This is a genomic window from Streptomyces sp. Alt3 (assembly GCF_030719215.1).
Lineage (GTDB): Bacteria > Actinomycetota > Actinomycetes > Streptomycetales > Streptomycetaceae > Streptomyces > Streptomyces glycanivorans.
Genome location: NZ_CP120983.1, coordinates 6,829,669 through 6,853,737, shown reverse-complemented (window position 1 = coordinate 6,853,737; position 24,069 = coordinate 6,829,669). Strand labels below are relative to the sequence as shown.

23 protein-coding genes are annotated in these 24,069 nt (G+C 68.2%); 9 read left to right on the top strand and 14 right to left on the bottom strand.

Annotation, left to right across the window (positions count from 1 at the left end):
- Positions 1 to 290 precede the first annotated feature (290 nt).
- Together P8A20_RS30330 and P8A20_RS30325 are read right to left on the bottom strand one after the other, a co-directional pair.
- The gene (locus P8A20_RS30330; protein WP_306104604.1) at positions 291 to 4,001 is read right to left on the bottom strand and encodes a tetratricopeptide repeat protein; all 3,711 of its coding nucleotides are present in this window, start codon (positions 3,999 to 4,001) and stop codon (positions 291 to 293) included.
- A gap of 96 nt (positions 4,002 to 4,097) precedes the next feature.
- Positions 4,098 to 4,613: a hypothetical protein gene (locus P8A20_RS30325; RefSeq protein WP_306104603.1), complete on the bottom strand. Its 516-nt coding sequence runs from the start codon at positions 4,611 to 4,613 to the stop codon at positions 4,098 to 4,100.
- A 971-nt stretch (positions 4,614 to 5,584) separates the two neighbouring features.
- Here P8A20_RS30325 and P8A20_RS30320 point away from each other — a divergent pair.
- The 4 genes from P8A20_RS30320 to P8A20_RS30305 all read left to right on the top strand — a co-directional run bounded on the left by P8A20_RS30320 (position 5,585) and on the right by P8A20_RS30305 (position 8,177).
- Entirely contained in the window at positions 5,585 to 6,322 is a 738-nt protein-coding gene (locus P8A20_RS30320; RefSeq protein ID WP_306104602.1) for a hypothetical protein, read from the top strand.
- A 33-nt stretch (positions 6,323 to 6,355) separates the two neighbouring features.
- Positions 6,356 to 6,625 (top strand): hypothetical protein, encoded by a 270-nt coding sequence (locus tag P8A20_RS30315; RefSeq protein WP_103510037.1) that lies wholly within the window; start codon positions 6,356 to 6,358, stop codon positions 6,623 to 6,625.
- A complete protein-coding gene (locus P8A20_RS30310) occupies positions 6,618 to 7,235 on the top strand; it encodes a DUF6879 family protein (RefSeq protein WP_306104601.1) in 618 nt (205 codons plus the stop codon). The genes P8A20_RS30315 and P8A20_RS30310 overlap by 8 nt, the downstream gene beginning before the upstream one ends.
- Before the next feature lie 90 nt (positions 7,236 to 7,325).
- Complete coding sequence (locus P8A20_RS30305) at positions 7,326 to 8,177, top strand: methionyl-tRNA formyltransferase (RefSeq protein ID WP_306104600.1); 852 nt, start codon at positions 7,326 to 7,328, stop codon at positions 8,175 to 8,177.
- A gap of 22 nt (positions 8,178 to 8,199) precedes the next feature.
- Here the strand turns inward: P8A20_RS30305 and P8A20_RS30300 are convergent, their stop codons facing one another.
- From P8A20_RS30300 to P8A20_RS30290, 3 genes are all read right to left on the bottom strand, one after another.
- Positions 8,200 to 10,356 (bottom strand): tetratricopeptide repeat protein, encoded by a 2,157-nt coding sequence (locus P8A20_RS30300; protein ID WP_306104599.1) that lies wholly within the window; start codon positions 10,354 to 10,356, stop codon positions 8,200 to 8,202.
- Positions 10,353 to 10,763, bottom strand: a complete 411-nt coding sequence (locus tag P8A20_RS30295; protein ID WP_306104598.1) for a hypothetical protein — start codon at positions 10,761 to 10,763, stop codon at positions 10,353 to 10,355. The genes P8A20_RS30300 and P8A20_RS30295 overlap by 4 nt, the downstream gene beginning before the upstream one ends.
- 536 nt (positions 10,764 to 11,299) lie before the next feature.
- A complete protein-coding gene (locus P8A20_RS30290) occupies positions 11,300 to 12,583 on the bottom strand; it encodes a hypothetical protein (RefSeq protein ID WP_306104597.1) in 1,284 nt (427 codons plus the stop codon).
- A 199-nt stretch (positions 12,584 to 12,782) separates the two neighbouring features.
- Between P8A20_RS30290 and P8A20_RS30285 the strand changes: the two genes are divergently transcribed.
- On the top strand, positions 12,783 to 13,403 hold the full coding sequence (locus P8A20_RS30285; RefSeq protein ID WP_306104596.1) for a L,D-transpeptidase: 621 nt from the start codon (positions 12,783 to 12,785) through the stop codon (positions 13,401 to 13,403).
- A 149-nt stretch (positions 13,404 to 13,552) separates the two neighbouring features.
- Here the strand turns inward: P8A20_RS30285 and P8A20_RS30280 are convergent, their stop codons facing one another.
- The 9 genes from P8A20_RS30280 to P8A20_RS30240 form a co-directional block, all read right to left on the bottom strand.
- A complete protein-coding gene (locus tag P8A20_RS30280) occupies positions 13,553 to 13,987 on the bottom strand; it encodes a hypothetical protein (RefSeq protein WP_306104595.1) in 435 nt (144 codons plus the stop codon).
- A 70-nt stretch (positions 13,988 to 14,057) separates the two neighbouring features.
- Positions 14,058 to 15,827 carry a relaxase/mobilization nuclease domain-containing protein gene (locus P8A20_RS30275; protein ID WP_306104594.1) on the bottom strand — a complete coding sequence of 590 codons (1,770 nt, stop codon included), beginning with the start codon at positions 15,825 to 15,827 and terminating at the stop codon, positions 14,058 to 14,060.
- Positions 15,827 to 16,492: a MobC family plasmid mobilization relaxosome protein gene (locus P8A20_RS30270; RefSeq protein WP_306104593.1), complete on the bottom strand. Its 666-nt coding sequence runs from the start codon at positions 16,490 to 16,492 to the stop codon at positions 15,827 to 15,829. Before P8A20_RS30270 ends, P8A20_RS30275 begins: the two co-directional genes overlap by 1 nt.
- The gene (locus tag P8A20_RS30265; protein WP_306104592.1) at positions 16,489 to 16,713 is read right to left on the bottom strand and encodes a hypothetical protein; all 225 of its coding nucleotides are present in this window, start codon (positions 16,711 to 16,713) and stop codon (positions 16,489 to 16,491) included. The genes P8A20_RS30270 and P8A20_RS30265 overlap by 4 nt, the downstream gene beginning before the upstream one ends.
- A gap of 102 nt (positions 16,714 to 16,815) precedes the next feature.
- A complete protein-coding gene (locus P8A20_RS30260; protein ID WP_306104591.1) occupies positions 16,816 to 17,901 on the bottom strand; it encodes a DUF2637 domain-containing protein in 1,086 nt (361 codons plus the stop codon).
- Entirely contained in the window at positions 17,898 to 18,464 is a 567-nt protein-coding gene (locus P8A20_RS30255; RefSeq protein ID WP_306104590.1) for a WhiB family transcriptional regulator, read from the bottom strand. The genes P8A20_RS30260 and P8A20_RS30255 overlap by 4 nt, the downstream gene beginning before the upstream one ends.
- Positions 18,465 to 18,576: 112 nt before the next feature.
- Positions 18,577 to 19,284, bottom strand: a complete 708-nt coding sequence (locus P8A20_RS30250; protein ID WP_306104589.1) for an ATP-binding protein — start codon at positions 19,282 to 19,284, stop codon at positions 18,577 to 18,579.
- Positions 19,284 to 20,306 (bottom strand): hypothetical protein, encoded by a 1,023-nt coding sequence (locus tag P8A20_RS30245; RefSeq protein WP_306104588.1) that lies wholly within the window; start codon positions 20,304 to 20,306, stop codon positions 19,284 to 19,286. The genes P8A20_RS30250 and P8A20_RS30245 overlap by 1 nt, the downstream gene beginning before the upstream one ends.
- Before the next feature lies 1 nt (position 20,307).
- Positions 20,308 to 20,631, bottom strand: a complete 324-nt coding sequence (locus tag P8A20_RS30240) for a transcriptional regulator (RefSeq protein ID WP_306104587.1) — start codon at positions 20,629 to 20,631, stop codon at positions 20,308 to 20,310.
- A 403-nt stretch (positions 20,632 to 21,034) separates the two neighbouring features.
- Here P8A20_RS30240 and P8A20_RS30235 point away from each other — a divergent pair, with 403 nt between their 5' ends.
- The 4 genes from P8A20_RS30235 (at position 21,035) to P8A20_RS30220 (ending at position 23,949) form a co-directional block, all read left to right on the top strand.
- The gene (locus P8A20_RS30235) at positions 21,035 to 21,463 is read left to right on the top strand and encodes a helix-turn-helix domain-containing protein (protein WP_266412440.1); all 429 of its coding nucleotides are present in this window, start codon (positions 21,035 to 21,037) and stop codon (positions 21,461 to 21,463) included.
- Between the two features lie 200 nt (positions 21,464 to 21,663).
- The gene (locus tag P8A20_RS30230; RefSeq protein WP_306104586.1) at positions 21,664 to 22,191 is read left to right on the top strand and encodes a hypothetical protein; all 528 of its coding nucleotides are present in this window, start codon (positions 21,664 to 21,666) and stop codon (positions 22,189 to 22,191) included.
- A 4-nt stretch (positions 22,192 to 22,195) separates the two neighbouring features.
- Entirely contained in the window at positions 22,196 to 23,368 is a 1,173-nt protein-coding gene (locus P8A20_RS30225) for an MAB_1171c family putative transporter (protein ID WP_306104585.1), read from the top strand.
- Entirely contained in the window at positions 23,365 to 23,949 is a 585-nt protein-coding gene (locus tag P8A20_RS30220) for a phosphatase PAP2 family protein (protein ID WP_306104584.1), read from the top strand. Before P8A20_RS30225 ends, P8A20_RS30220 begins: the two co-directional genes overlap by 4 nt.
- The last annotated feature ends 120 nt before the right edge of the window (positions 23,950 to 24,069 follow it).

Genomic DNA, 24,069 nt, shown 5'->3' with positions numbered 1-24,069 from the left:
TGGCGTGAGGGGTAGGCCGGATGAGCTGCGACGAGGTGCTGCGGCTGCTGCGGGAACGGGAGGCGGCCTGCCGCGGTGAGGCCGAGCGGCTTCGGGCGGAGGCGGAGCGGATCACAGTTCTGCTGGCGACGTGCGAGCTGGCCCGTATCACGCCGACGTGCCAGGGATCGACAACGGAGACTTCGACGCGTACTGGGAATATCACGGTCGACTCGAACGCGAACGGCAGCACACCGCCCGCTACCAGCAGGACTTCATCGTCGCCGCGTAACCACCACGCGGCAGCTCACTCAACGGGAAACCAGGCTGCGGCGCAGCCCCGCCGCCTCCTGTGTGCGGCCTAGGCCGTCCAAGACGTCGGCAGCCACCAGGTATGCGTTGCGGAGCTTCGGTGCGAACGCTTCGGGCTCGGCCACGCAGAGCTGCTCGTAGATAGTGATCGATGCGCTGACCATCTCCAGCGCTTCGGGAAGCTGCCTCTTCACATCCCCTCGTATGATCGCGGACCACCACAGTGATCGGGCGAGTTCCGGTGTGTAGGTCTGAGAACCGTCCTCCGTCAGCCGCAGGTAGAGCGAGACAGCCATATTCGTACCGGACAGGGCTGCCTCGACCCGTCCCACCTTCCACAGCGCGGCGGCGAAGTTGGTCAGGGAACTGGCCAGTCCGGCGCGGGCGGTGGGATCGTCGGGGGTGTTCTCGACCAGGTGTCCGTGAGCCTCCACCGCCTTCTCCATGACCGCTACGGATTCCTCCCAGCGTTCCATGTCGCTCAGTTGCTCACCCAGCGCTTGCAGCGAGCGGGCGAAGCCGAACGCGAACGAGGCGGGGTCGGCCTCGGCCAGCCGCTGGTAGACCGTGGTGCTCGCGGTGATCACCGCCAACGCTTCCTCGGCTCGGTCGGCGTCCACCTGGTACCGACCCAGGTCGGAGAGCAGGTCCGCCAGGTCACCGCCCTCGGTCAGCGCGGCAGCGGTGGGCAGGCGCTCAAGGAGCGCGGCGGCTTCCCGGGCAGGGAGCACGGCATCGTCGGGCCGTCCCATGTTCCACAGGGCGGCGGCGACGTTGAAGAGTGAGGTGAGGAGGCGGGAGGTGAAGACGGCGGGACTGGCTGCGGCGACGCGCTGGTAGATCGACAGGGCTTCCTGGTCCGCGACCAGGGACTCCTGTGGTCGCGACAATTCGGCGAAGTGGTCGGCGAGGTCAGCCAACGACTGGGCGAGGTGGGGTTCGAAGGCGGCAGGGTGGGACCGGGCCAGGGTCCGATGGATGGCGACGGCCTCTTCGGCTGCGGCGAGGGCATCGTCTCTGCGCCCCAAGTCGACCAAGTTATTAGCCTGGTTGGACAATGCCCGGGCGAGAGTGTCGGCATGAGCGGCGGGATTAACTTCGGCCAGCCGGCGGTTCAGCATCACCGCCTCTTCCAGCACTCCCTGTGCCTGCTCCCGTTGCCCCGACCGACGCATCGCGGGCCCGAGATTGGTCAGCGCATGGGCGAGATCGCTTGCGAAGAGCGCTGGGGTGGCCGCTGCCAATCGCCGCCAGATCTCCACCGTCTCCTGCATGACGGCAGTTGCCTCCGGGTATCGTTCGAGCTTTGCGAAGGTGGTACCCATGGAGAGCAGAGCGGTGGCAAGGCCGGGCTCGTACGCGGCTGGGTTCCGTTCAACGAGCCGTCGATGAACGACCACCGTTTCTTCCGCCGCGGCCAGGGATTCATCATGGCGCCCGAATTCGGACAGGTACGCCGCGAGTCCGATCAGACTATTGGCGAGGTCTGCTTCGAATGCGGCCGGGTTGATCGACGTCAAGCGCCGCCGAATGGTGACGGCTTCCCTGCCGGTGGCCAGGGCATCCTCCTCCCGTTGGCCCGAATCACGCAGGCATGCGGCAAGGTTGGACAGGGCGGTGGCGAGTTCGGGCAGGTGGGTTTCCGGAGCAATCGCCGCCAACTGCCTTCGGATGATGACCACTTCCCTGGCCAAGTCCAGCACCCTGTCTCGCAGTCCCAGTTTTCGGGCGCTACCCGCGAACACTGACAGCGAGGAGGCAAGGTCGGCCAGTTGGCCCGGGTCATCTCTTGCCAACCGTCGGTGCTCGGTCACGGCCTTCTCGGCTATCGGCCATGCCTCCTCGTAGCGCCCCAGATCGATCAGGAGAGCCGCCATGTTGGTCAGCGTGTTGGCGAGATAGCCGTCGTACGCGGCGGGGTCGGCCGCGGCCAGACGCTGCCAGAGGGCCGTTGCCTCCTCGGCGTCGGCCAGTGCCTCCTCCGGTCGGCCCATATCCCTCAGGCTGACGGCGCGATCCCCCGCTGCGTCGGCAAGACCGAGCTGGTGGTCAGCGGTGCCGTCCGCGGCCAGCCGCCGATAGACGGCGAGGGCTTGTTCGGTCGCCGTCAGGGCTTCTTCATGGAGGCCGGCGAGGGAAAGGCACCTGGCGAGATCGCGGTGGACCGCAGCGATTCCGTCCAGGTCGTCCGCAAGGGCGGCCAAGAGGTAAGGGGCCAGACGTTTGACCAGGGCGGCTATGCCCACGTCGAGTTCGACATGACGACTGCGCGGGCGGTGGTCGGCGATGCCTGCCAGCAGGTCGGGTTCGATCTCATCGAGATTGGCCACGGCAGCGAGTGCGGCGCTGCCGGCGGCGATGGCCAGGTGGGGGTCCTCGCGCAACAGCGGGAAGAGGTAGCCGGAGCCGATATGCGGCCAGCGCGCGGCTGCGGCAGCCAGAAAGGTGACCGCGCGGGGCGTCCAGCCGCTGACCGGGGGCAGGTCGTCGTTGTCGCTTCCGCTGTTGCCGCGGCGTGACAGCAGGGCCATGATGGTTGACCCGGCCCACTCCGCCGCGGGGTAGTCGGCGTGGTGGCCAGGGAGGGTGAGCGCGAGAAAGTCTTCGGCAAGGCGGTCGGGGTAGAGCGGCTCGAGCACAGAATCCTGCCAGCGGCCGGCCGGTGGGTAGCAGACGGCGTGATCGGTGATGACGCGCTCGGCGGGTGCCCCGACCTGGACGGTTTCGAGCACGCCGATGCCTGCGGGACGGGACAGCGGACCGGTGAGAGCGGCGACGAACACCGTCTGCCTCATCACAGCGGGCAGAGTGGCGTACGCCTGCTCGGAGGGGGTGAGCCCGTGGGTGGCGTCGCCGTACAGCCGTTCCCAGTGGAGGTGCTCGCGGTCCAGCAGGTAGACGGTCAGGCCGGCCGTGTCGGCCGGTGGCCGCCGATCCGCGGCGTGGGCGTCGACCGCGACCAGGGCAGCCATGTGTACCGCGAGCGTCAGCCCGAAGTCCGGGTGTGCCAACGGCCCGGGCGGACCAATATCGGCGGCGGGTACGCCGTAACGCGCGGCAAAGCTGTCACGGGCCGCCGTGAACATCTCCAGGCGGCTTCCATGGCCGTTCTCGCCGTGGCCGTGGCCGTCGGGCAGCGGGGGCAGGGATCGGGTGGAGGTGTCGGCCTGCTCGTTGGCCAGGCTGGCACGCAGGGCCGGCCAGCCGTCGGTGCTTCTGGCCACCAGCAGCACCCGGGTACGGACGGCCGACTGGTGGAAGAGGGCGTTGCTGAACAGCCAGGTCAGATGGGTCAGCGGCCAACGGTCGGCGTAGTCGATGATCAGCAGCAGGCCGGTGGTGCCGTCCAGCCGTAGATCCTGGCTGCCGGGGGGTGGCAGGACGCTGCCGGGGCCGTGAGTGGCGGTGACCACCTTCCAGCCTTCGGCGACTGAATCCTGCGCGAATTGCCCGGCCAGCCGGGTCTTGCCCGCGCCGCCGGGAGCGTGCAACCAACGGACCGCCAGCCGTGGTGCGTCTTCGCGCCACCGGTACAGATCGGCGAGCTCCTCGCCGCGACCGGTGAAGTCCACGACGGCGAAACGGGCGTTCAGCATGCGGCTGGGCAGCTCTTGTAGGAACTCCGGATCTGTGGCGCGCGCTTGGCGCCAGTTCTCCAGCAGGTACAGCGGCATGCCGTCGCCGAAAACATGGATGTCCGCACCGATCACGCCGTAGGCGAAGCCGCCCTCCGCTCGGACCGTCTGCTGTGCGCGGTCGGGGAGTCGCGGCTGGCCGGGCTGTGAGGAAGGGGGAATCACCAGGTCTCACCGGGGGTCGTGCGGGGCGCGGGGCGCAGGTGCGGCTCCCCGTCCTGGTGCCGGTGTTGCGGGTGACGGTGGCGACGCGGAGGGCTGGTGTTCGGCGGCGGAGTGGTAGTGGATGGTGACGCTGCTGTGGTCACCCAACGTGCCGGCGGCCAGGCCCTGGTGGGCGGTGATGTGCTGGATCCAGTTCTGCTGGGCCGGGGCCAGTTCCCTGCGAGCCTCGTCCACCAGAGCGCGCAGTTCGGCCTCGACCTCGGGATGCTCGCGCAGGAGTGCCGTCAACCGGCGCCGCCACGGCCCGACCAGATCCTGGCGGGCACCGTCGGTGTCGTCGTCCTCCGCCACGATGTCGGCGTCACCGTCCAACTGCGCCTGGAGGGCCGGTAGATCGCGACCGCCGCGGTTGAACAGCCGTGCCGTGCCGTCTCGGGTGGTCTGCCAGGCGCTGGTGGCCATGGCGGCGACGATGGTTGTCGCACCGGTCATCGCCAGAGCCGTCATCGGATCCGCGGACATCAGAACTCCTCACCAGGCGTAGACGATCTGCGGGCACGGGGTGCCCGTTTACCGTTGGGTGGCGGCATCGAGGCTCCCCGTCCTCTCGTCCTGTCATCCCTTCTCATCATGCCGCTCGGCCTTGGCGTAGGCAGCCCAACCGCCGGGACCGTTGACGACTCGTGACAGGCCGGCCAGGACAACCGGTGCAGTGGGGGAGCAGGTCCGGCAAACCCGCCGCCCCAGGCCGCCGCAGGTCCACCTGCCGCGAGGCCCGCGACCGTACCGGGACCCTGCCGCTCCCTCCGTCCGCCTACGTCGCTGAACCGCCTGAGTTACCGATGCCTGGCTACAAGCCGGCTGGGTGCACGCGCTGCTACCAGCTATGCCACCACTACGGATTCGACGGCAACCCTGGGCAGCACCTGCCGGGAGACCGTGAGACGGCCCGGTCGAAAAAGTCGAGCTATCCGGCCGAGGACTCGTCGTGCTTCTGCTCCTAGTGCTCGCCGCGATTGGTCAGCACGGCCGAGGGTAACCGCTGCAGTGCGTCAGCGGAGGCGGGGCGGCGAGATTGGCCAGCCACATACCGAACACCAGCGCGCATCCCCACACCGACAGGGCAATACAAACGCGCGTCGACAGCGGAAGTGCGTCCCACCGCTGTCGAGGCCCGCTCTTCTTCCACCGGGGCTCGACTCGGCAAGGGGGCGTCTGATCTCTTTTGCTGTCCCCACGGTCGGCCTGCTCCAGGAGCCGCCACCGCTCCCGTTCCCACGCGCGGTCTGCTGGCTTCTCAGCCCGTTCTCGTTCGCGTTCTCGCTCTTCGGGGGTGCGCCACCTCTGGACGGTGCCGTTGGGCAATTGTCTGCTCACACTCGCCGAAGGATGCCCGGCCGAACGTGCGTGCCTGCGCACAGCCGCGCCTGTCGTTTCACCCTCGTTCTGGGGTGCCGGTAAGCCGCACTTCTCACACGTCCACGCGTCCACCCGTGATCCCCCTCGCCGTGGCCCTGGTACTCATCCTGCACGACGGTCATGCCCGCGCGGCGTCGAACGCACAGGGTAGCGCCCCGCTTCGTGCTGAAGCGGGGCGCATGTTCACTGGTGTCCAGTGTCGGTGTCGAGCTGCCTGGGCGCCCGCCGGTGGCGTCACGACCACCGCTGTCTTCGACACCGGCGGCTGGAACGGGACCGCCGAACGCAATGTCGTCCGCGCCTTCGTCTCCCTACTGCGCCGCCGCCGTTTCTTCGAGTACAAAAAGTCAGAGACCCTGTTCGGCCTGCTGAAGGCCAGCCTGACGGCTGGCGAGGACGTCACCGAGGCGCTCGGGATCCAGGTCCGCCAGGCCGTGGAACTCCTCGTCGACGTCATAGGGCGAGCGGACGTGCGGGCGATGGACGTGGGCGCCCTGGGCCTCCACGCGATGGGCGTCGCGGCCGACGAGGTCTACCGGGGCGCCGTAGCCGTCATGATGCGCGTCGTGTTCCTGGTGTACGCGGAGGAACGCGGCCTGCTCCCAGCAAACACTGCGGTCTACGCCACGGCGTACTCCACCCGTTTCCTGCGCGCCGAACTCAAGGCCCGCGCCGACGCGCGGTCGTTCCTGCCCGTTCGCCCCGGGCGACTTCGCCGTGATCCGCCCGACTATCGGTCGATGCAGGGGGACGAGCCGTTGTGTTCGGATGGCTGGAAGTCTCTGCCCGACGTTGCGTCAGATGTGATCTAGGTTACCTTCGGGAGGACTGAATGGAGAACCGTGATGATTCGGGGCTGGGAAGCCGATCCTTCTTCGCCGCTGGTGCGCCGCCTGGGTAAATCCCCCACCGAGCTCGGGACCACGGGCGGCGAGCAAGGGTGCCCGGACATCTGGGAACTGGAGAACGGGGACATCGCCGTCGTTGGCCGCGACCTCACCGATTCCTACCTGCCGATCCTGCCCCCAGGGCTTGTTGTCGCCCCGGATGAACGAATCGTCGTCATCCCCCGCAGGACAGCCGCTGCGGCGAAGGTAGACCTCCCCGATGCTTAGTTCACAGGCCCACAGCCCGGGTCAGCGCCTCGGGCTTGACGACTACTCCGAGGACTTCGGTCGCCATTTCTGGGGTTCCGGCTCCGAGGGGTTCTGGAAGCTTGAACGTCAGCAGAGCTTCCAGGAGCCCGGGGTGGAGAGCTGGGAGGCCTTCCGCAAGGGGCGCTGGGATGAGGCCCTGGCGCTGATCGAGGAACAGCGGGGGCACTACGAGGAGTACCTCCGGCGAATCGCCGAAAGCGGATTCGCCCTCCACCGTGTCCGCTGTGTGGAGGAGCCCATCGCTCCGTACCTCCAGTGGGAGCTCCACCTGCTGAACCTGAAGGCCCAGTGCGGGGAGGACACGAGAGTCCTCAGCGGGGACGGCATCCTCCGGTACGAAGCGCAGCATCCGCTTCCGGAGGTCGTGGTCCTCGGCTCCTCGGTGATGTACGAGGTGCTTTATGACGACGACGGGAAACTCGCCGGCGGTATCCGCTTCGACGATCCACGCGACATCTCCCGATGGCGGAAGACGATCCAGGAGATGCACCGGGCTGCTGAGCCGTTGGATGACTTCTTCACTCGCCGGATCGCCCGACTGCCTCCGCCGACCGTGACCGAGGAGTAGAGCCGAGCAATCCCGCCCCGAGCTCGGTGGAGAGTCCGGGATGGGCATAAGAGTTTCGGCCGGAAGCCTGCCGCAGCATAAGGGCTATAAATGCGCATTATCCTGATTTCATACTCTGCACAGGGCTTCGCCCTCCTGCACCGCGTGTGCGAGCGGGCCGGACACACGCCCGTCGCTTACCTGCATGCGAGATCACTGCGGCCGGGCGAGCCGACGCGAAGCGGTGCGGGCGATGTCGTGGGCGAGATCGTCGACGCCCTGCCGAACGGGATGGATCTGCTGATTCCGGGCCGGAAGAGCATGCTGCCGCACATCCTCGCGGGATATCAGGCCGATCTCATCGTCTGCTACGGCCTTCCCTGGAAGCTGCCGCCGGCGGCACTCCGGTCGACGAACTTGGGTGCCGTCAACGTGCATACGTCGATGCTGCCGAAGTACCGAGGCCCCATTCCGGTCAACTGGGCGATCAGGAACGGCGACAAGGAAATCGGCGTCAGCATCCACTGGATGGAGAGCGAATTCGACTCCGGCGGGATCCTGGCGCAGGAGGCGGGTATCGCGTTGGGTGACGATGTCGCCCCCCGGTTGTTGTGGGAAGAGGTCGACCGGTACATCGAGCGGCTTCTACCCCGCGCGCTCTCGCTGGCCGAAGCCGGTTCGCCCGGTACACCGCAGGAGGAGAGATCGGCCACCTACGCGGGGTGGATGGAACCCGCGTTCTCGCAGATCGACTGGAACACCACCAGGGAAGAGATCCACAACCAGGTGCGCGCCATCAGATTCGGCAGCTCGGGAAGATCCGGCCCGGTTGCCACGGTGGCTGACCGTCGTCTGCGGGTTCTGCGGACATCGTTGCAGCCGGCGGACGGAGTCAAGGTGACGTGTGGAGATGGATCCGTGTGGATCACGGAGTCCGTACCGGTGGCGGACTCCGAATCCTGAACGGACACCGAACCACCGCGAGTCAGCTCGGGTCCGGTGACGTTGCCTCCGCCAGGGAACGCCGGTACCGCCCGAGCTTGTCCCGGATTCCTCTCGTCCACGGGTGCTCTGGACCGAGTACCCGCTCGCGCCATTTCCTGACGATTTCCGCCTGTTCGATGGCTTCCCGGTCCTCGCCGACCGCGTGCAGGACGTTGCTGAGCAGGCTTCGTGCCGCCAGCGTGATGGGGTAGCGAGCTCCGAACCAGCGTTCGTGCGCCGCCAGCGCACGGCGGGCCGACAGCAGTGCTTCGGCGTGCTTTCCGGTGTTGAGCAGCGCACCTGCGCAGTTGAGGTCGGCCGACAGTGTGATCGGGTGGTCTGGGCCCAGCTCACGGCGACAGTCGGCGACCAAATCCGTTCCTGCCAGCGCCTCCCGGTCCAGGTCCGGACCGGGAGGCAGTTCGAGCAGACATGCCCTCGCCTCCAGCGTCAGCGGGTGCCATGGGCCCAGCAGTGCGGCTCGCCCGGCAACCGCCCGGTGCATCAACTGCACGGCTTCCGTCACTCGATCGAGCCAGACCAACGGGCGGGACAGATGGAGGCAGGTGGTCAGGGTGTCCAGCGCCTCGGGACCGCAGACCCGTTCGAAGTCGTCGAGCAGCCCGCGGTGGAGATCCGCAGCCGCGTCGAGGCGCCCCAGACGATCGGTCGCCTTCCCGATCCGCTGCCGCAGGCGCAGCGCCAGGACGTGATCGTTTCCCAGTCGTCGTTGCACGAGGACTGTCGCCTGTTCGGCCGTGGCCAGCGCAGATGCGTAATCGCCGGAACGATGCTGGGCCGTCGCCAGACGCAGGGCGCAGGTGGCAGCTGACTCGGCGGTGTCGATCGTGATCTCGGGCCAGGTCATGACGCGGCGAAGCAATGCCAGGACATGGGGGGTGAGGGGGGTGAGCAGGCTGTCGCGCAGGCCGCGTTCCGGGGATGCGGGTAGGGAGTGCAGGAGAAGTCCGGCCGCTGCGGCGGCGAGTTGGTCGCGTTCATCGGCCGGGGTGACGCGTGCGACGCTGTCGAGCAGCACTCCGTGCGTACGTAGGCAGCGGATGTCGCCAGGAACGAGTTCGGTGAGCGAGTGGTCAAGCAGCCCCCGAAGCGCCAGTTCCACCCGGTCTGCGGGCAGGGTCAGGTCGAGCCGGATGTTGGCCAGCAGCGACAGGGGCAGCGGGTTGTTCGACCAGCAGGCCAGAAGGCGCAGCAGGGTAACGGCCTCGGGCAGGTTCTGCCCGGCCAGGGAGTTCAGCGAGAGCTGCCACGTTCCGCTGACCAGGTGTCGCGAGTCGTTGCCCGCGTCGAGGGCTCCCTGGTCGATCAGTTCGATGGGATCCGGACGCTCCTGCAGACGGCGCCCGTACTCCTCCATCGTCCAGGGGTCGATCACCTGGTGGGCCAGAAACCCGCCGGCCAGAGTCAGGGCGAGCGGCAGGCGGCCGAGGCTGTCGGCGATGGCGGCCGCGTCCTCGGCGGAACCCGTTCCGGGGGCGAGGTCGCGCAGGACCTGGGCCGCCTCCTCACGCGGCAGGACATCCACGTACAGCAGTTCGGCTGCGGGCCACCAGTGGCTGGCGGCCTGCCGTGTGGTCACGAGGACGGTTCCGCGCGGGCTGGTACGCAGCCATCCGCCGTCCCGTAGCACCGCTGGGTCATCGGCGTTGTCCAGCACCAGCAGCCAGGGTGTGTCGGACCGGTCGAGGTGGTCCCAGACCAAGTCTGCGGCTGCGCGTAAGCCGTTGCGCGCGGCCATCAGCTCGCCGTCGCCGGCGCCGCGGTCGGCGGCCACCGCGAGCATCCCGGCCCGCAGCGATGCCTGATCGGAGGCGTTGACCCACAGGCCCAGGCGTCCGCGTTCCCGGGTGGCGTGTTCGAAGAGTGCGCACGCCACGGCCGTCTTCCCGCATCCTCCCAGGCCGTGCAGGACGAACACGGTGCTTCCGGCGTTCTCGGTCACTGCCTCCCTCAGGCGTCCGACGAGTTCGCCGCGGTCCCTCAGGATCGCCGGTGCCCGGCCGATGGGCGGATGCCGCACCGAGTCCGGGCCGGCCCAGGCGGCGCCGTGATGGTGGTGCTCGGTGATGTGCTGGTCACCGGAAGCCTGGTAGACGCGCCCCTGATCAGTGGCACGGCCGTCGTTGCGGCCGGTCACCGCTGGTCGACGTTCAGGTCGCGGCCGGCCTGGTAGACGCGTGAGCTGCCGGAGGCGGTCGCGTGTTGGGTGACGGTCGGGGTGGCGAGTGCGCCGGGGTCGAGTTCGATCAGCAAGGAACGCAGTTCCGCCACCAGTTCGGGGTGCGCGACGAGGAGACGGCGAATGCGGCCCTGCCACTCCGCCGCGATCTCCCGCTCGGTCTCCTCGTCACCACTGCTCTGCGCGCCCAGGAGGTCCCGGCGCGACGTGTCGAGCTGGGCGCCGACTTGCTCCTCATGGTCCGGCCGGACACGTCGCCACAGACCGACCACGCCGTTCCGAACGCCGTTCCACGTATCGGTCGCCAGCAGCGTCGCAATCGTCGTCCCTGCGGTACCCGCTAAAAGCGCGATCTCCGCGTCCATCCTTGCCCTCCCTCGATCCGGCTCGGGTTACAACTCTATGGAGCCGACGCGGTGTCAGTACACCGAGCTTTCAGCGACATTTCGCGCCGCCGTCGGCTCACTGCCACGACCTACCGCTCCCAGTCGTCACCCGGCTCGCCACCGAATCCCCCAGACTCCCTGTCGGACGCATCCGCCTCCACCGGCAGCCGACTTCCCCCGCCGGCTGGAACGTCACCGCCCACCTGAGCCTGGCCACCACCGAGGTACGCCTCACCTCCTGGCCCGCCGCACCGGACGACTGGCCGCGTCTGGTCCATCCGACCATCCACGAAGTACTCGGCCTGTGCACCGCCCTCACCATCGCGACCACCGCCCTCGACCTCTCAAATCAACTCGCCCATTACTAACCGGAAGGACGCCCGCGCCGAACAGGCAAGGGCGGCCTTGCCGTACTCGGTAAGGCGAAGCGCGCCACGGAGCGCCGAACGTCGTCCATCACCTCGCGTGGTCCGGCCGTCATCGGCCTCGTCCTGGCCGCCTCGGTCGGGCTGCTTCTAGGATTGGCCGGCCCACACTGGATTACCGGCTTCTTGCACGTGCAGGGTCGGTGAATGCTCCCGGTATGCCCACTGTGTCGCCCCGTACGGTGTTACCCAGGCTTTGGCCTGGAATGCCTGAATGGGTGTCAGCGCAGCGGTGCAGGTGTCAAGCGGGCTGATTCGAGTGGCCCTGGCTGGGATGGTGATGGTCGCCGAGGTTCCCCAGGGAGCGGGGCAAGTCTGCTCCACGGAGGCTTGGACGTAGGCGAGTTTCGCTTTCATTGTCATCGGCTTGCCCGAGGTGTTGGTGAACTGAACGAGGAAAGCCATCGTCGCCTCGTCGGTGACGATCAGGCATGGCTTCCACACCACCGTCCCCGCGCTCCGCTTTCTTCCGCATCGGTGATTCCCGTTCAGGCTGCCTGACACGGCGGAGGTAACAGCGTTGGGATCGGCGGCATCCATGGCATGCGCGCTCGGTGACGCTGACCTGTCCGGGCCCCTGCCAGCCGTGGTCGGCGCTTCTTCGCCCGGCCACGCCCACAGGCCGATCGACACAGCCGCCGCGGCGGTGAGTGCTCCTGCCCCGATCCACCTCTTCCTCGCCGGGCACGATGTCCGGTCGGTGATGCCCGCCGCCACGATCACGCCGGTTTCCGCCTCAGCCGCAACTGCTGGGCTGGGTGCCCCGGGTGAGACTGCAATGGTGACGGGTTCGACCGGCAACAACTCGTGGAGTTCCGGCTCGGTAACTGCCGTCGATTCCACGTTCGCCTGGAGTGCGACAGGTTCTGCGGGGCTTGGTTCAACGGCTTCGCTCGATGCGACGGCTACGGAAAGCCCGATGGATTCTCCAGGGCTGATCTGCCCGGGGGAATGCAGGCATCTACTCTCCCCAATCCGGCGGCGCCACCCGCGTCCAGCTGTCTCCTGAAGCCTGTGTGCCAGATCGGCGATCTCCCGGCCAATCATTGGTAACCGCTCCGCATTACCGGGTGCATGCAGCTTGAGCGCTCGTGCGATAGCCGCACTGTCCTCCACGCTGGGAAACCGGTTGTGCTTGGTGCCGGGAAGAAGTTGTCTGCGGCCGCGGAGCCAATACGACAGTATTGGCCCGTCGATCGGCGCACGCGATGTCCACTCTGGTGTAGCCCGCTCCTGCTCCAGCGCCCTGACTAATACTTTCCGTGCCGGCCTGTCCTTGGAGATCGGCTCCCCCACACACGCTGCCCATGCATCCAGTGCCTGCACTAGGCCGCGCGCGAGGTCCGCGAACTCATCCCCTGGTTCCTCGGTCATCGGCTCCCTTCCGACGGACTCTTCGTTGCAGTGCAACGAAGAAACAGCAGGTTACGGAGGTGCAAGTTGCGCTGCAAATCCCTGATTCTCTTGCACTGGTGTTCTCCCGATCCGGCTACGGCACAGTCGGTTCCGGCGGCACGGAGCATCCGACCGCTGTCCCCAACGAGGGTCGAAAGTATTAGGGAGAGTCGACACCATGAACAATCTCAAGAGCGTTATCGCGGCAGCGGCGGCCACGGCCGTACTCGCCACTGGAGTGGTCACCGCGATGGCCGCGCCGGCCACTGGCACCCCGTCGGCTCGGCACTCCGCTGCTGCGGCATCCCGCGTGGCCCTCGTGTTCGTGAAGAACGCAAAGGACCCGTCCAACTCAACTTTGCAGCTCTGGAACGGAAGGGACCGCATCGCCACGTACCGGGCCGGTTCCGGGCTGGGAACGGCCGCCAACTACAATACGAATAAGGGCAAGAGCTACCGGAATGACTGCACGAGCAAAGCCGGGTGGCTTCCCAACGGCACGTACAAGCCGACCTCCTTCGAGACCGGCCGGAACAGCGCGATCAAGGGCTACGCCATCGGCCTGCCGGACACGAAGTGCCGCACCGGCAAGGTCAAGCGCACCGGACTGTTCATCCACAGTGAGATGACGAAGGACAGGAAGCAGGGTCCGCGCAACGGTGCCGACAGCCCGCAGCGCTGGGAAGGCGTGCAGGACTACAAGTCCTACGGCTGCATCAAGCTCCACCCCAGCCACATCGCCCAGCTCTTCAGCTACATGAACAAGCATGGGCGTGCTGTCTTGCTCACCGTGCGCTGACCCGCCGGCAGCCCCGGCCCCCGAACGGCCCGCTCCGGTGTTTGCGTGGTGCTGCGACGCCGGAGCGAGGCGTGGTCACGGATGGGCTGTTCGAGTCGGACAAGGTTCAGGGTGGAGCGCTGACCCCAGCGGGCCGCGCAGACGTGAGCCTAGTCCAGGTAGGTGCCGGCGAAGGTCCCGTCGAAGCCGAGCGCGGCGAGACCGTGCTCGACGCTGGGGTAGGTGGTCCCGTCTGGGATGTCTATCAGGGCGTCGAAGTCGGCGCGGCTGATCTCGGGTTCGAGCCACTGGTTACTGCAGCGGCAGACGATCCAGACATTGCGGCCGTGGTTGATGAGCAGCCAGTCTCGTCGGGCGTTGCAGGCTGTGCACATCGCCGGGATTCCGCGAAGTGCCAGTTCGCGTGGGTGGTTGAGACAACGTGTCACGCCGGGGCCCGTGGGTGTCTGTGTCTCGTGCTCGTGTTGCAGCAGCGGATCGGTTCCGGTGGGAGGGGTGGGCTGCACGGGTGTTGTCAGCTCTGTGGGGCGGTGGGTGGTTCTGAGCACGAGTTTCATCTTCCGGTCGGGGTCCTTCTGTTTCATCCATAGCGCTGGTGGGATCGGTTGTCCACGGGGTTCGTGGTCTCCGGCGGGGCCGGAGACCGGACTCTGATCAGCGGCGCGGTGGGCGGTTGCGGGGGTCGGAGGCTGCGGGGCGGGACGCTGCCGTGGGTGCCGTCCGGTTGATGGTGTGGTTGGCCGCGGTCTTGGGTCGGCTTGTGCTGGCCTGCGGGCGGCGGGTCGCTTCGCCCGGGTGTGCGGGGAGATGGGCGAGGCGGCGTAGGCGCCAGACCAGGACGTCGTTCGTGTTCTCGGCGGTGTCGAGTTCGCGCATGTCGATGGCCTGCTGGAGAAGAGCCTTGGGGTCGTGACCTGCCTGCTCGGCCTGGGCGAGGGTGGCGGCCAGGGCATCGGTCTTCGTCGACGAACTGGTCGCTCGCCGCTCCTCGTTCGGCAGGGCTGCGCGGATGGTGGCTTCGTAGGTTCGGCGTTCGGCTTCGGGCAGGGCGCGGCCTTGGTCGCGCAGTGCCCGTATGGGTGCGGCGGCGGCCTGGTGGTAGGCGGCTCGTAGGTGCTCGGCGGCTTGGCGGGAGGCGTGGGCCTGCTGGGCGTGGCCGCGGGCGGAGTGCCAGTGGGCGGCGGCGAGGGCGATGAGGACGAGGGTGGAGAGGAGCATGGCGGTGGTGCCGCCGTCCTCGCCACGGCCGAGTGCGCTGCCGGCCTGGATGATGCCCCGGGCCGCCGTGCGGAGCGCCCGGCTGTCGGCGCGCTCCGCTCGGACGTGACTGCGGGTGGCCCGCTCGAAGACCTTGGCGGCTGCTCCCAGTTCGGCATGGGTGGCGGCCGGGGAGGTCTGGGCGACCGCGTCCAGGAGTTCGCCGACGCCGACGAGCTGGGCGGCGGCTTCGTCGTCGTCGCTGTCGAGGAGGACGGCGGCACGCTCGGCGATCCCTGTGGCGTGGCGTCGTTCTCGGGCGGGTGGGGACCAGGCGGGTCGGCCGTCGGCGGTCGAAGGTGTTGTCCGCTCGGCGGTTCCGTCGGCCAGCCGGAGGCGGATCTTCGGAAGCGACAGGTCGGGGGCCAGTTTGGAGCCGGGGTACCAGACCGGTTCACCATGGCGGTTGCGGTCGCCGGGCAGGGCCACGTTGTAGCCGAGCGCGTCACCGGACGGGGCATGGCGCATATTCACGCGCAGGCCCGCCTCGTGGAGTCGGGTGAAGAACTCCTTCTCGTCGTCCGCTCCGGCAAGGGCCTGGCGGACGGCTTCGCGGAGGGTCTCGCGGGAGGTCTCGGGTCGGCCGGTACGTTCGGCCTTGAACTTCTCGGCGCTGGTGGGGTTTTTCGCTGCGGTGCCGTCGCCGGCGTTCAGGCGGCGCAGGCCCATCTCCTTCTCGATGCGACGGCAGGTGGCCTGGGCCTTGTTGAAGTCATAGTTGAGGCGGGGGTTGCGCAGGTCGCCTCGGACCAGGGTGGCGACGATGTGGATGTGGTCCTCCGCGTGGCGGACGGCGATCCACCGGCAGCCGTCGGGATCACCGTCGGGGGCGATGCCGGTGGCGTGGACGATGCGTTGGGCGACCGCGTTCCACTCCTCGTCGGAGAGTCGCCGGTCGCCGGGGGCGGTCCGGACCGAGCAGTGCCACACGTGCTTGGCGGGTGCGCGATCGCCGGCCTGCTTGACCCGGAGGTCGAGGGCGGCGGTGAGGCGGGCGAGGGTGGCCTTCGGATCGGGGTCGGGGCTGGTGTCGCGGCCGGGGTCGGGGGCGAAGCCGTCCCAGGAGCCGACGAGGTGCGCGTCGGTGTGCTCCTCGCGCCGGCCGGGGCCGTACAGGTAGACGAGGAGGCCGTGGGTGCGGGAGCCGCGTCCGATGTCGGGAACCATCACAGCCGCCTGTTCACCAGGTCGTTCGCCGCGTCGTCGACGCAGGCGAGAAGCTGGGTCAGCGCGCCCAGGGCGTGTTCGAGTTCGCCGGCGCGCGGGTGGCCGCCGCTGTTGAGGACGAAGGCGATCTGGTTGATGTTGTTGCCGATGCGGGCCAGCGCGGTACGCAGCGCGGCGAGTTCGTCGATGGCCGCGTCGAGCCGGTCGTTCCTGTGTACGGCTGCGGGCCCGCGGGCGGCGGTCAGGCCGGCGGTGGCGAGGAAGCGGGCGACGGTGACGCCGCGCTGGGTGGCGGCGTCGGCGATCTCGGCTTTCTCGTCGTCGGAGAGGCGGGTGGTCGTCTTGCGGGTGCGCTCGCTAGGGTTGCGGGTGCGGCGGCGCGGTTTGCGGTCGGGGAAGGCGGGCGTGCTCGGGCTCGGCTGCTCGCGGTGGTCGTCGCGTGCGGCTTCTCCCCCGGTGACCGGCGCCCCCTGGTGCCGGTCACCCGGCTGGTCCCCGAGCGCCCTCGCTCGGGGACCAGCCGGGCTTCCCCCGCCCTCCTGGGCGGGGGCAAGTGCGTACGACGGGCCGTAGGACCGTCGTACGCGATAGCTTGCTCCGCCAGGAGCCGTCGTGGGGTCACGCTGCTGTCCGGACGTGGGGACTGCCGGGTCGTGGGCGCTCACCGGGTCGTCTCCGGGTTCTGCTGCCGGATTTCGAGGACGAGTTCCTCGATCCAGTCCATCGCGAGAACCGGGTGGTGCAGGGTCCAGGGGCGGGTGTGCGGGGTTCGTTGCACGGTCCAGGTGTTGTCGGGGGTGGACTTGGCGCGGTGGAGGTGTCCGTGCTGGTGCAGGACGGACAGCCAGGAGTCGACCTCGGCGGGGGTGGCCGGTCGGGTGCGCATGAGGTGCTCTCCGCTTCGCTTGGGGAGGGTGTGGGGGTACGTGTCCGGGGGCGGGTGACCGGCCGGGGTGTCCGGCTCGGTCACCCGCTTCGGGCTGTCCGGTCAGTTCCGGGTGGAGGTGACCGGCTGTCCGTGCTGCGCGCGGAGCTGGGCCATCAGGACGGTCAGCGTGTCGCTGGAGAGCGGAATCTGCTGACCGCGGATCGCCTGGGCGACCACCTTGCGGGTCAGCTTGTCCTCGGCCCTGACCGCTGACCGGGCGATCTTCAACAGCTCCTCGGTGTCCGGGTCAGGCCGCCGGTCACTGGTTGTCCGGGAGCCCCGGTCAGTGACCGGCGGCGGAGTGCCCGGCTGGCCGGTGACCGGCTGGGGGCTGCCCCGGTGGCCGGTGCCCGGCTCGGTGCCGGCCGGTCGGTCAGTGACCGCCGGGGCGGTGGTCGGCTGTCCGGGCAGGTCAGCGGCCTCGTCCGGCTGACCGTGCTGACCGGTGACCGGGGCACCGCTGTCCGCCGGGGCACTGTCCCCGGTCAGTGACCGAGGGATCGGGGTCGGCTTGTCCGGGGACGGGTGCGGCCGGTCGGTCAGGGCAGTGACCGACTGTCCGGCGCTGACCTGACCGGCCTTCGACTGCGGCTGACCGACCCGGTCAGTCCAGTCGACCCGGGTGACCTCGACGCCCTCGGGCCGGTCAGCCGGACCGCGGTGACCGGAGAGACCGACCAGACCGGGGTCCTCGCGGTCACCGTCCTTGACCGGCCCCCGGGCGATGAGGATGTAGAGGTGGACAGCTCCGGCCAAGGCGAGCGGGGCGATGGTGGACAGCACCGCGACCACCGTGTCCCCGAGCCGCAGCCCGGTCACCCGACCCGCCTCCTCGTTGAGCCTGACCGCGTGCAGCGCGTTGGCCCAGATACTGGCCGCCGTCGCCGTACCGAAGAGCGTCCAGACATAAAGCCGGGCGCGCAGAGGCGCGTCGCGCAGGACGAGCAGGGCCCGTACGCCGTAGGCGATGAACCCGTCGATCACCAGAGGGAAGACGTAGGTGAGGAATCCGCGGATGTGGATGGCGACGGCCATCTGCTGGAGGGCGTCGTACGACAGGGCGCAACCCGCGCCGCCCAGGGCGATGACGACCGTGCGGTCCCAGCCGGTGATGTGCGCCGTCCTCGGCGCGTGCGTGTTGGTCATGCCGCGGTCCCGAAGTCGACGCGACCTAGGCGCTCGCCGTCGGTCACGGGCGGCGGGATGGTGTTCGTCGCCGGCTCCAGGTCACGGTGTACGAGTGCCCGGCGGGTCTCGCGGTACAGCTTCTGGGCGTGTTCCTCGGTGATCTTCAGGAGCCAGGCCAGGCGCTGTTCGGTGAGGCCGTGGCGGTAGGCGGCCTGGACGACCGCGCGGCGTTCGGCCTTGGTGAGGTGGACGTCGCGTCCGGCGATGGTGGCGTTGACGCGGCTGTAGTCGAGGCGGTGGGCGAGCTTCTCGTGCAGCGGTCGGCGCTCCTCCTCGGTCAGTCCGCCCCGGATGCCGTCGGTGTCGTTGTTCTCGAGGGCGGCGTCCAGGCAGGCGCGCCGCACCGGGCACTGGCCGCACAGCGACTTCGCGGCGGTGATCTTGGCCGTCTCGTCGGGCTCGGGGAAGAAGATTTCGGGGTCCACCGGGTTGTACTCGGTGGACTGGCAGACGGCCTCGTCCTGCCAGGTGTGATCGCCCAAGGACCGGTGGTGGGCAGAGCTGATCGTCGTGGTGGTCATGCGGGTTGCTCCGATCGCTCTCCGCGCGCATGGGGCGTCGGCGGAGAGGTGCGCTGGGTCGTGATGTGCATGGGGCGGCGCGCTGAGGGCGCGTGGGGCGGCCAGTGGTGGGTCAGGCTGCGGTGCGGTGGCGTCTGCGGTCGACCGGTTCGAACTCGACCCGGGTGGTCATCTGGGCGAGGCGGGAGGTGACGCGGTCGCCGAGGTAGGCCTTGAGGTCCTTGATCGCCAGGTTGGTGGTGATCAAGGTCGGGACCATGTGGTTGTAGCGGCGGTTGATCAGCCGGTACGTCACTTCCTCGACCCACTCCGATGCCTTGGCCGCGCCGAGGTCATCGATGATCAGCAGCGGCACCCGGCTGTAGGCCGCCAGTTCCCGCTCACTGTCGACGCCGGGGCGGGGGCGTAGGTCGGCGTAAAGGTCGGCGGCGGTGGTGGCACGCCAGCGCACGCCGATCCCGTTCTGCACCAGGAGGCGGATCGCGCCATACGCCTGGTGGGTCTTGCCGGCTCCGACGACGCCGGCCATCAGCAGGCTGGGTCCGGTGGCGACCTGCCGCCGGGCTCCCGGGCTGGGGACGACGGCCGCTTCGGCGACGTCGCGGGCCCAGGTCAGGACCTGGGGATGGTCGGCGATGGCGGCCTGGTAGCGCGGAGGCATCCCGGCCGACAAGGCGTCCAGCGGCGAGAAGGGTTCGGAGTCGTCGGCGATTGCGGCGACGGTGGCCGGGTCGATGTGGCGGGCGGCCAGAATCCGGGCCATCCGGTCCAGGGTGCCCTCGCCGGCGAGGGTCTGCGGTTCGTGGTTCCGGGTGCGCATCACAGCTCCTCGGCGTAGGCGGCGGCAGCGTCGGCCGGGTTGGTCCACGCCTGGTGAGCGGGCACGTTAGGCCAGCTTCCCGCCCGTACCGAACCGCCGGACCTCGCGTTCATGGCCTCGTTGACCATGCTGGTCAGCACGCTCGGGTGCTTGGGGTTGGCCGCGAAGTTCCGCAGCCCGGCCCGGATGTGCTCCGGGGCGATGCCCTCGGCCAGGAGCTTCTTGGTGATCCGCCCGAGGTGCTTGATCACGTCACTGGGCGGACGCTCCTCGCAGGCAGTGATGTACTCGCCGACCAGCTGATTGGCCGAGACGGTGTCTGCGGGCGCCGTGCGCCCCGTAGGGAAAGAAGATCCAGGATCCAAGATCCTAGATCCAGGCGCCGAGCCCTCGGGGAGGCTTCGGGGAAGGTTCGGGGAAGCCTCGGCGAATGCGTCCTGACCTGCATTTTTCGCGCCCGTGTGGTGATGGGCGCCGACCGTGACGTCGAGGGGGTCCTGCTGGGCGGTGGGAGGCCCGCCTGCGGGGCCGGGAGATGTCGCGGCGGCCTGGGCCGGCAGATCGAGGCCTCGGGGTGTGTTCGGCGAAGCCTCGGCGAACACACCGGGGGAAGTAGGGGACGGCGCCTGCGTCCGCTCGGTGCAGGTGCCCTTGCAGGGTGCGCACCGGTGGGCGGCTTGGTGCTGCGGGCAGGACGGCAGGCGGGACTGGCTCGGCTTGTCGATCTTCTGGTGCTCGGACCAGGTGACGATGTGGAGGTAGCGGCGACCGTCGCAGCCGGTGTACCGGCAGACAAGGCCGGCGTTCGCGAGCTGCTGGAGGTCGTCCTCGACATGGACCGAAGTGTGCTCGGCGCGCAAGGGCCAAAGCAGCCCGGCGATGATCGCGGCGTTGTCGCGGTGACGGCCGTGATCGTCGGCCTGGGTGAGCAGCCCGAAGAAGGTCCGCTCGGCCTCGACGCTCACTTCGGCGAGCGACTCGGAGGTGAACGCCTCCGGCTTGATGGTGCGTATCCGTGCCATGTCAGCGACCCCGGCCGGCCGCGAGGTCGCTAGGGATGAGGGTCGCGTCGGCGAGGTCGAGGATGTGCGGCCGGGTCCAGTCCGCCTCCGGCCAGACCCGCAGGATCCAGCGGGCCGCGACCCTGGCGGTCGTCCGGCTGAGCGCCACCGTCTTGTCGGCCTCGCCCTTGGCGCTGGCATGCGGGTGCGGCCAGGCCTGGCTCGGGTCGGTAAGGCTGACGCGGATGCTGACCGCGCCCGGGATCATATCGGTGAGCTGGGCGGCGAGACGGTGCTGGCGGCCGGTTTCCGGGCAGGCCGGGATTCCGCTCGGCGTGGCGAGCATGCGATACTCCGTTGTTCGTAGGAGCGCGGTGCGGTGGTTCTCCTGAAAAAGCCCGCCGCCCGCGAGATGTGAGTCGGCCCCTCTGGGGCGCCGGCCTGGCGCTCCGGGAGTTGGTAGCTCCCGGGCACTGGGCCCCTCTTCCTCCCCTGCCTCTTCCCTCTCGTTCGTTGCCGCAGCGCCGGGTAGGCGATCTGCTGGGATCAGGACCATAGGGTGAGCCTCGTTACAAGTCCACCTCTTACACCTGCCCTGACCAGGCAATCACCACTCCAGTGGATGAATGCGCGATCAACATACACCGCAATCGCGAACCTTCGTCAACCACAGTGTTGCCATTCGGTACGATCGAACACGTAGCACCACCGAAGTGGATGGGCTCACCCGCGCAGCGAAGGGATCCGGAATGACCACAGAGCGGCAGTTCGCGGAACTGCTCGACCGGCTCTTCAGAGACATGCACCCCAAGGGGCGAGGGCCGTACACCTACGCCGAGGTGTCCGCCGGCATCCGGGAGAGCACGGGGACATCCATCTCGGCCAGCGCCATTCAGCAGCTCCGGACCGGCTCCAACCGCAACCCGAAGCTGGAAACGATCAGAGCGTTGGCCGCCTTCTTCGGCGTACCTCCGGCGTACTTCTTCGACGCCAAGGAGTCGGAGCAGATCGAAGCCGAGCTGGCCCTCCTGACGACCATGCGGGACGCCGACGTCCGCGCCGTAGCCCTACGCGCCGCCGGCCTGTCGACTGAAACGCTCTCGACGATCAGCGGATTCATCGAAAGGGCGCGCGCACTGGAGGGGCTTCACGACGACCCTGCGAAGCCGAACGCGTGACGGTTGTCACCACGCCGATTCCACACTGCGAAGATCGACGCCGAAAAAATGCACTATGCACCATTTTCGAGCTTGATCAACTGACACCCAATCAACAAAAGCCATTCCTTGCATTCCCCCAGCCCATTCGCGCGTGATCACTGTCGTATCGTGATTCGGCCGAAGAACGCTTCGGTATGACATCGAACCGGAGCAGCACGTTGAACCTGCGCAGTCACTTCGGTCGGGTGGGCAGTAGCGCGGCGAAATCCCCGAAGCACAAGGGCTTGCTCGCCACCACAGAGATCCCCGACCCGTTTGACGTACAGACCTTCTGCGAGATGCTGTCTGCACAACGCGGACGCCCCGTATACCTTCACAGCACTCCGGGAATCACGTCCAGCGGAGTTCCCTGCGGGGCCTGGATCGCCACGGAACGGGCCGATCACATTTTCCACGAGGAATCGACTTCCCCGCTTCATCGCACACACATCGTCCTCCACGAAATAAGTCACATGCTGCTGGAACACACTTCGTTGCAGGTTGAACGAATGGCGCATCTCTTCAAGCAGGTTGACTCATCAGCCGTGAAAAGCGTGCTCGGGCGGGCCAGTTACAACACGGAGGATGAGCGAGCCGCCGAGCAGCTCGCCGACCTCCTTGCCAGGAAAGCCAACTTGTTCTCCCCGAACGAGACCCGAAGCAACCCCGTCCTGCAGCGCCTCGACGACGCGCTGAGCGACTCCTGATCCGATGGCTTCCTTCATCCCCGCAGCCCTGCTGTGGATCGTCACGGTGTGGCGCACGCCGGCCGCCTGGCGTGTTCCGGCGAAGCGCGCTCTTTGGGTAGCGTTCTTCGCACTGTCCATAGCCATGACCATCCGTCCAGACGGCGTCTCATCGGCTCTGGATTCCTGGTTGGGGATCCACAACGTGGCGACCCTGTGCAAGCACCTGGCAGGCATCACAGCCGCCTACGCCGTACTGACCTTCGTGTATGACGTGGCACATGAGCAGGCCACCTCGCTCCGCGGATCACGTCCGCGCATCACCATTCCTCTTGCCGCAGGAGTCGGTCTGACCCTGCTGTTCTTCGCCGCTCCGCAGCCTGGGGAAGCCACCGACCTTCTCACCGACTTCGCCGACGACTGGCGTATCGCCGTCTACGGCGTCATCTGGTCCGGCTACCTCGGTACGGCTCTCGTCAGTGCCACTCGACTGTGCTGGCGATGGGGTCGCCTCCCGGAAGCCGGCCTCCTGGGGCGCGGGCTTCGGATCACCGGCATGGGGACGGCTCTGGGGATCGTCTACGCGGGGCACCGCGTACTGGCCTTGGCGCTTCGTTACTTCGGCTTGACGCCGGTATCCCCGCGGACTGATGAAAACATCAGCAGCGCCTTCTTGTTCGGGGCGTTGGTCTTCATCCTCGCCGGAAGCACCTTGCCGGTCGTCCGTCGACTCCACCAATGGGGCCGTGCCCATCTCGCTCTCACGCAGCTCTACCCTCTCTGGCTCGAGCTCACTTCCGCCGTCCCTTCAGTGCGTCTCGATCCACCGCGCAGCAGGCGAGCGGATGCTCTTCTTTTCCGCCACACACGCGGTCGCCTGTATCGACGGGGGATAGAAATCCGAGACGCGATTCTGGATCTCGGGGACCATGCTTCCCCGGCCCTACGTTCCGAGGCCGCACGTTACGTCGCGGAGAAGGGCCTCATAGGCGCCCAGGCCGAGATATACGCCGAGGCGTGCTGGATCGCCAGCGCCAAGGAGGCGCGGGAAAACGGCGACGCCCGCGCGGGTGAGCACACAGCCCCTGCCAGTGGCGGTAAGGACCTTCACAGCGAAGTCGAAGCTTTGAGGCACCTGGCAACAGCCTACGAATCAGCACTTGTTCGAGAATTCTCCTCAGCCCGGAGTTCAGGATGAAGCTCACTTCAACTCGTCTCGCCCGCATAGTCACCGATGCCCTCGCGCCGGCTTACCTCGTCATAGCCATTCTGCTGATCATCGGCTGGCACAGCACGGGAAGCGCCGATGGGCTGGCTTGGGGACTCCTCGCCGCGTTGTTCTGCGGTGGCATTCCCATCGCCATCATCTTGTTCGGTGTGAAACGCGGATCCTGGACGGACAAGCACGTCAAGGTCCGGTCCCAGCGCGCCATCCCACTCACGGCGACCATGATCTCGGTGCTCGCCGGCATCCTGATCCAGGTCGTCTTCGACGCTCCCCGTGAGCTCTTCGCCCTGGTGATCGCCATGCTCGTCGGCCTGGCCGCCACCATGGTGGTCACCGTCTGGTGGAAGGTGTCGGTGCACACCGCCGTCGCCGGCGGCGTGGCCACGATCCTGACGCTCGCCTTCGGGCAGGCTCTGGCCGCCCTCGCCCTTGTCGTCGCCGCCGTCGGATGGTCCCGTGTCCAGCTCCGGGACCACACCGTCGCGCAGACCATCGTCGGCGCCCTGCTGGGCGGAGTTGCCGCCGCCGTGACGTTCGGGCTTCTCAGGTAGCGCGGTTTCGGTGAGCGGGCCAGCTTGCACAACTCGCCGAGTGCAAGGTGCGGCATCCCGCCGCTGACGCGGGGCCGATTCGCCGCCGAGCTGACCCTGGCAGCGCGTCGGCGAACATCC

Bases quoted from the DNA above. Each gene is read 5' to 3' on its own strand.
- P8A20_RS30325 (WP_306104603.1), bottom strand. From the start codon at position 4,613: ATGTCCGCGGATCCGATGACGGCTCTGGCGATGACCGGTGCGACAACC.
- P8A20_RS30315 (WP_103510037.1), top strand. From the start codon at position 6,356: ATGATTCGGGGCTGGGAAGCCGATCCTTCTTCGCCGCTGGTGCGCCGC.
- P8A20_RS30310 (WP_306104601.1), top strand. From the start codon at position 6,618: ATGCTTAGTTCACAGGCCCACAGCCCGGGTCAGCGCCTCGGGCTTGAC.
- P8A20_RS30305 (WP_306104600.1), top strand. From the start codon at position 7,326: ATGCGCATTATCCTGATTTCATACTCTGCACAGGGCTTCGCCCTCCTG.
- P8A20_RS30295 (WP_306104598.1), bottom strand. From the start codon at position 10,763: ATGGACGCGGAGATCGCGCTTTTAGCGGGTACCGCAGGGACGACGATT.
- P8A20_RS30290 (WP_306104597.1), bottom strand. From the start codon at position 12,583: ATGACCGAGGAACCAGGGGATGAGTTCGCGGACCTCGCGCGCGGCCTA.
- P8A20_RS30285 (WP_306104596.1), top strand. From the start codon at position 12,783: ATGAACAATCTCAAGAGCGTTATCGCGGCAGCGGCGGCCACGGCCGTA.
- P8A20_RS30280 (WP_306104595.1), bottom strand. From the start codon at position 13,987: ATGAAACAGAAGGACCCCGACCGGAAGATGAAACTCGTGCTCAGAACC.
- P8A20_RS30275 (WP_306104594.1), bottom strand. From the start codon at position 15,827: ATGGTTCCCGACATCGGACGCGGCTCCCGCACCCACGGCCTCCTCGTC.
- P8A20_RS30265 (WP_306104592.1), bottom strand. From the start codon at position 16,713: ATGCGCACCCGACCGGCCACCCCCGCCGAGGTCGACTCCTGGCTGTCC.
- P8A20_RS30260 (WP_306104591.1), bottom strand. From the start codon at position 17,901: ATGACCAACACGCACGCGCCGAGGACGGCGCACATCACCGGCTGGGAC.
- P8A20_RS30255 (WP_306104590.1), bottom strand. From the start codon at position 18,464: ATGACCACCACGACGATCAGCTCTGCCCACCACCGGTCCTTGGGCGAT.
- P8A20_RS30250 (WP_306104589.1), bottom strand. From the start codon at position 19,284: ATGCGCACCCGGAACCACGAACCGCAGACCCTCGCCGGCGAGGGCACC.
- P8A20_RS30245 (WP_306104588.1), bottom strand. From the start codon at position 20,306: ATGGCACGGATACGCACCATCAAGCCGGAGGCGTTCACCTCCGAGTCG.
- P8A20_RS30240 (WP_306104587.1), bottom strand. From the start codon at position 20,631: ATGCTCGCCACGCCGAGCGGAATCCCGGCCTGCCCGGAAACCGGCCGC.
- P8A20_RS30235 (WP_266412440.1), top strand. From the start codon at position 21,035: ATGACCACAGAGCGGCAGTTCGCGGAACTGCTCGACCGGCTCTTCAGA.
- P8A20_RS30225 (WP_306104585.1), top strand. From the start codon at position 22,196: ATGGCTTCCTTCATCCCCGCAGCCCTGCTGTGGATCGTCACGGTGTGG.
- P8A20_RS30220 (WP_306104584.1), top strand. From the start codon at position 23,365: ATGAAGCTCACTTCAACTCGTCTCGCCCGCATAGTCACCGATGCCCTC.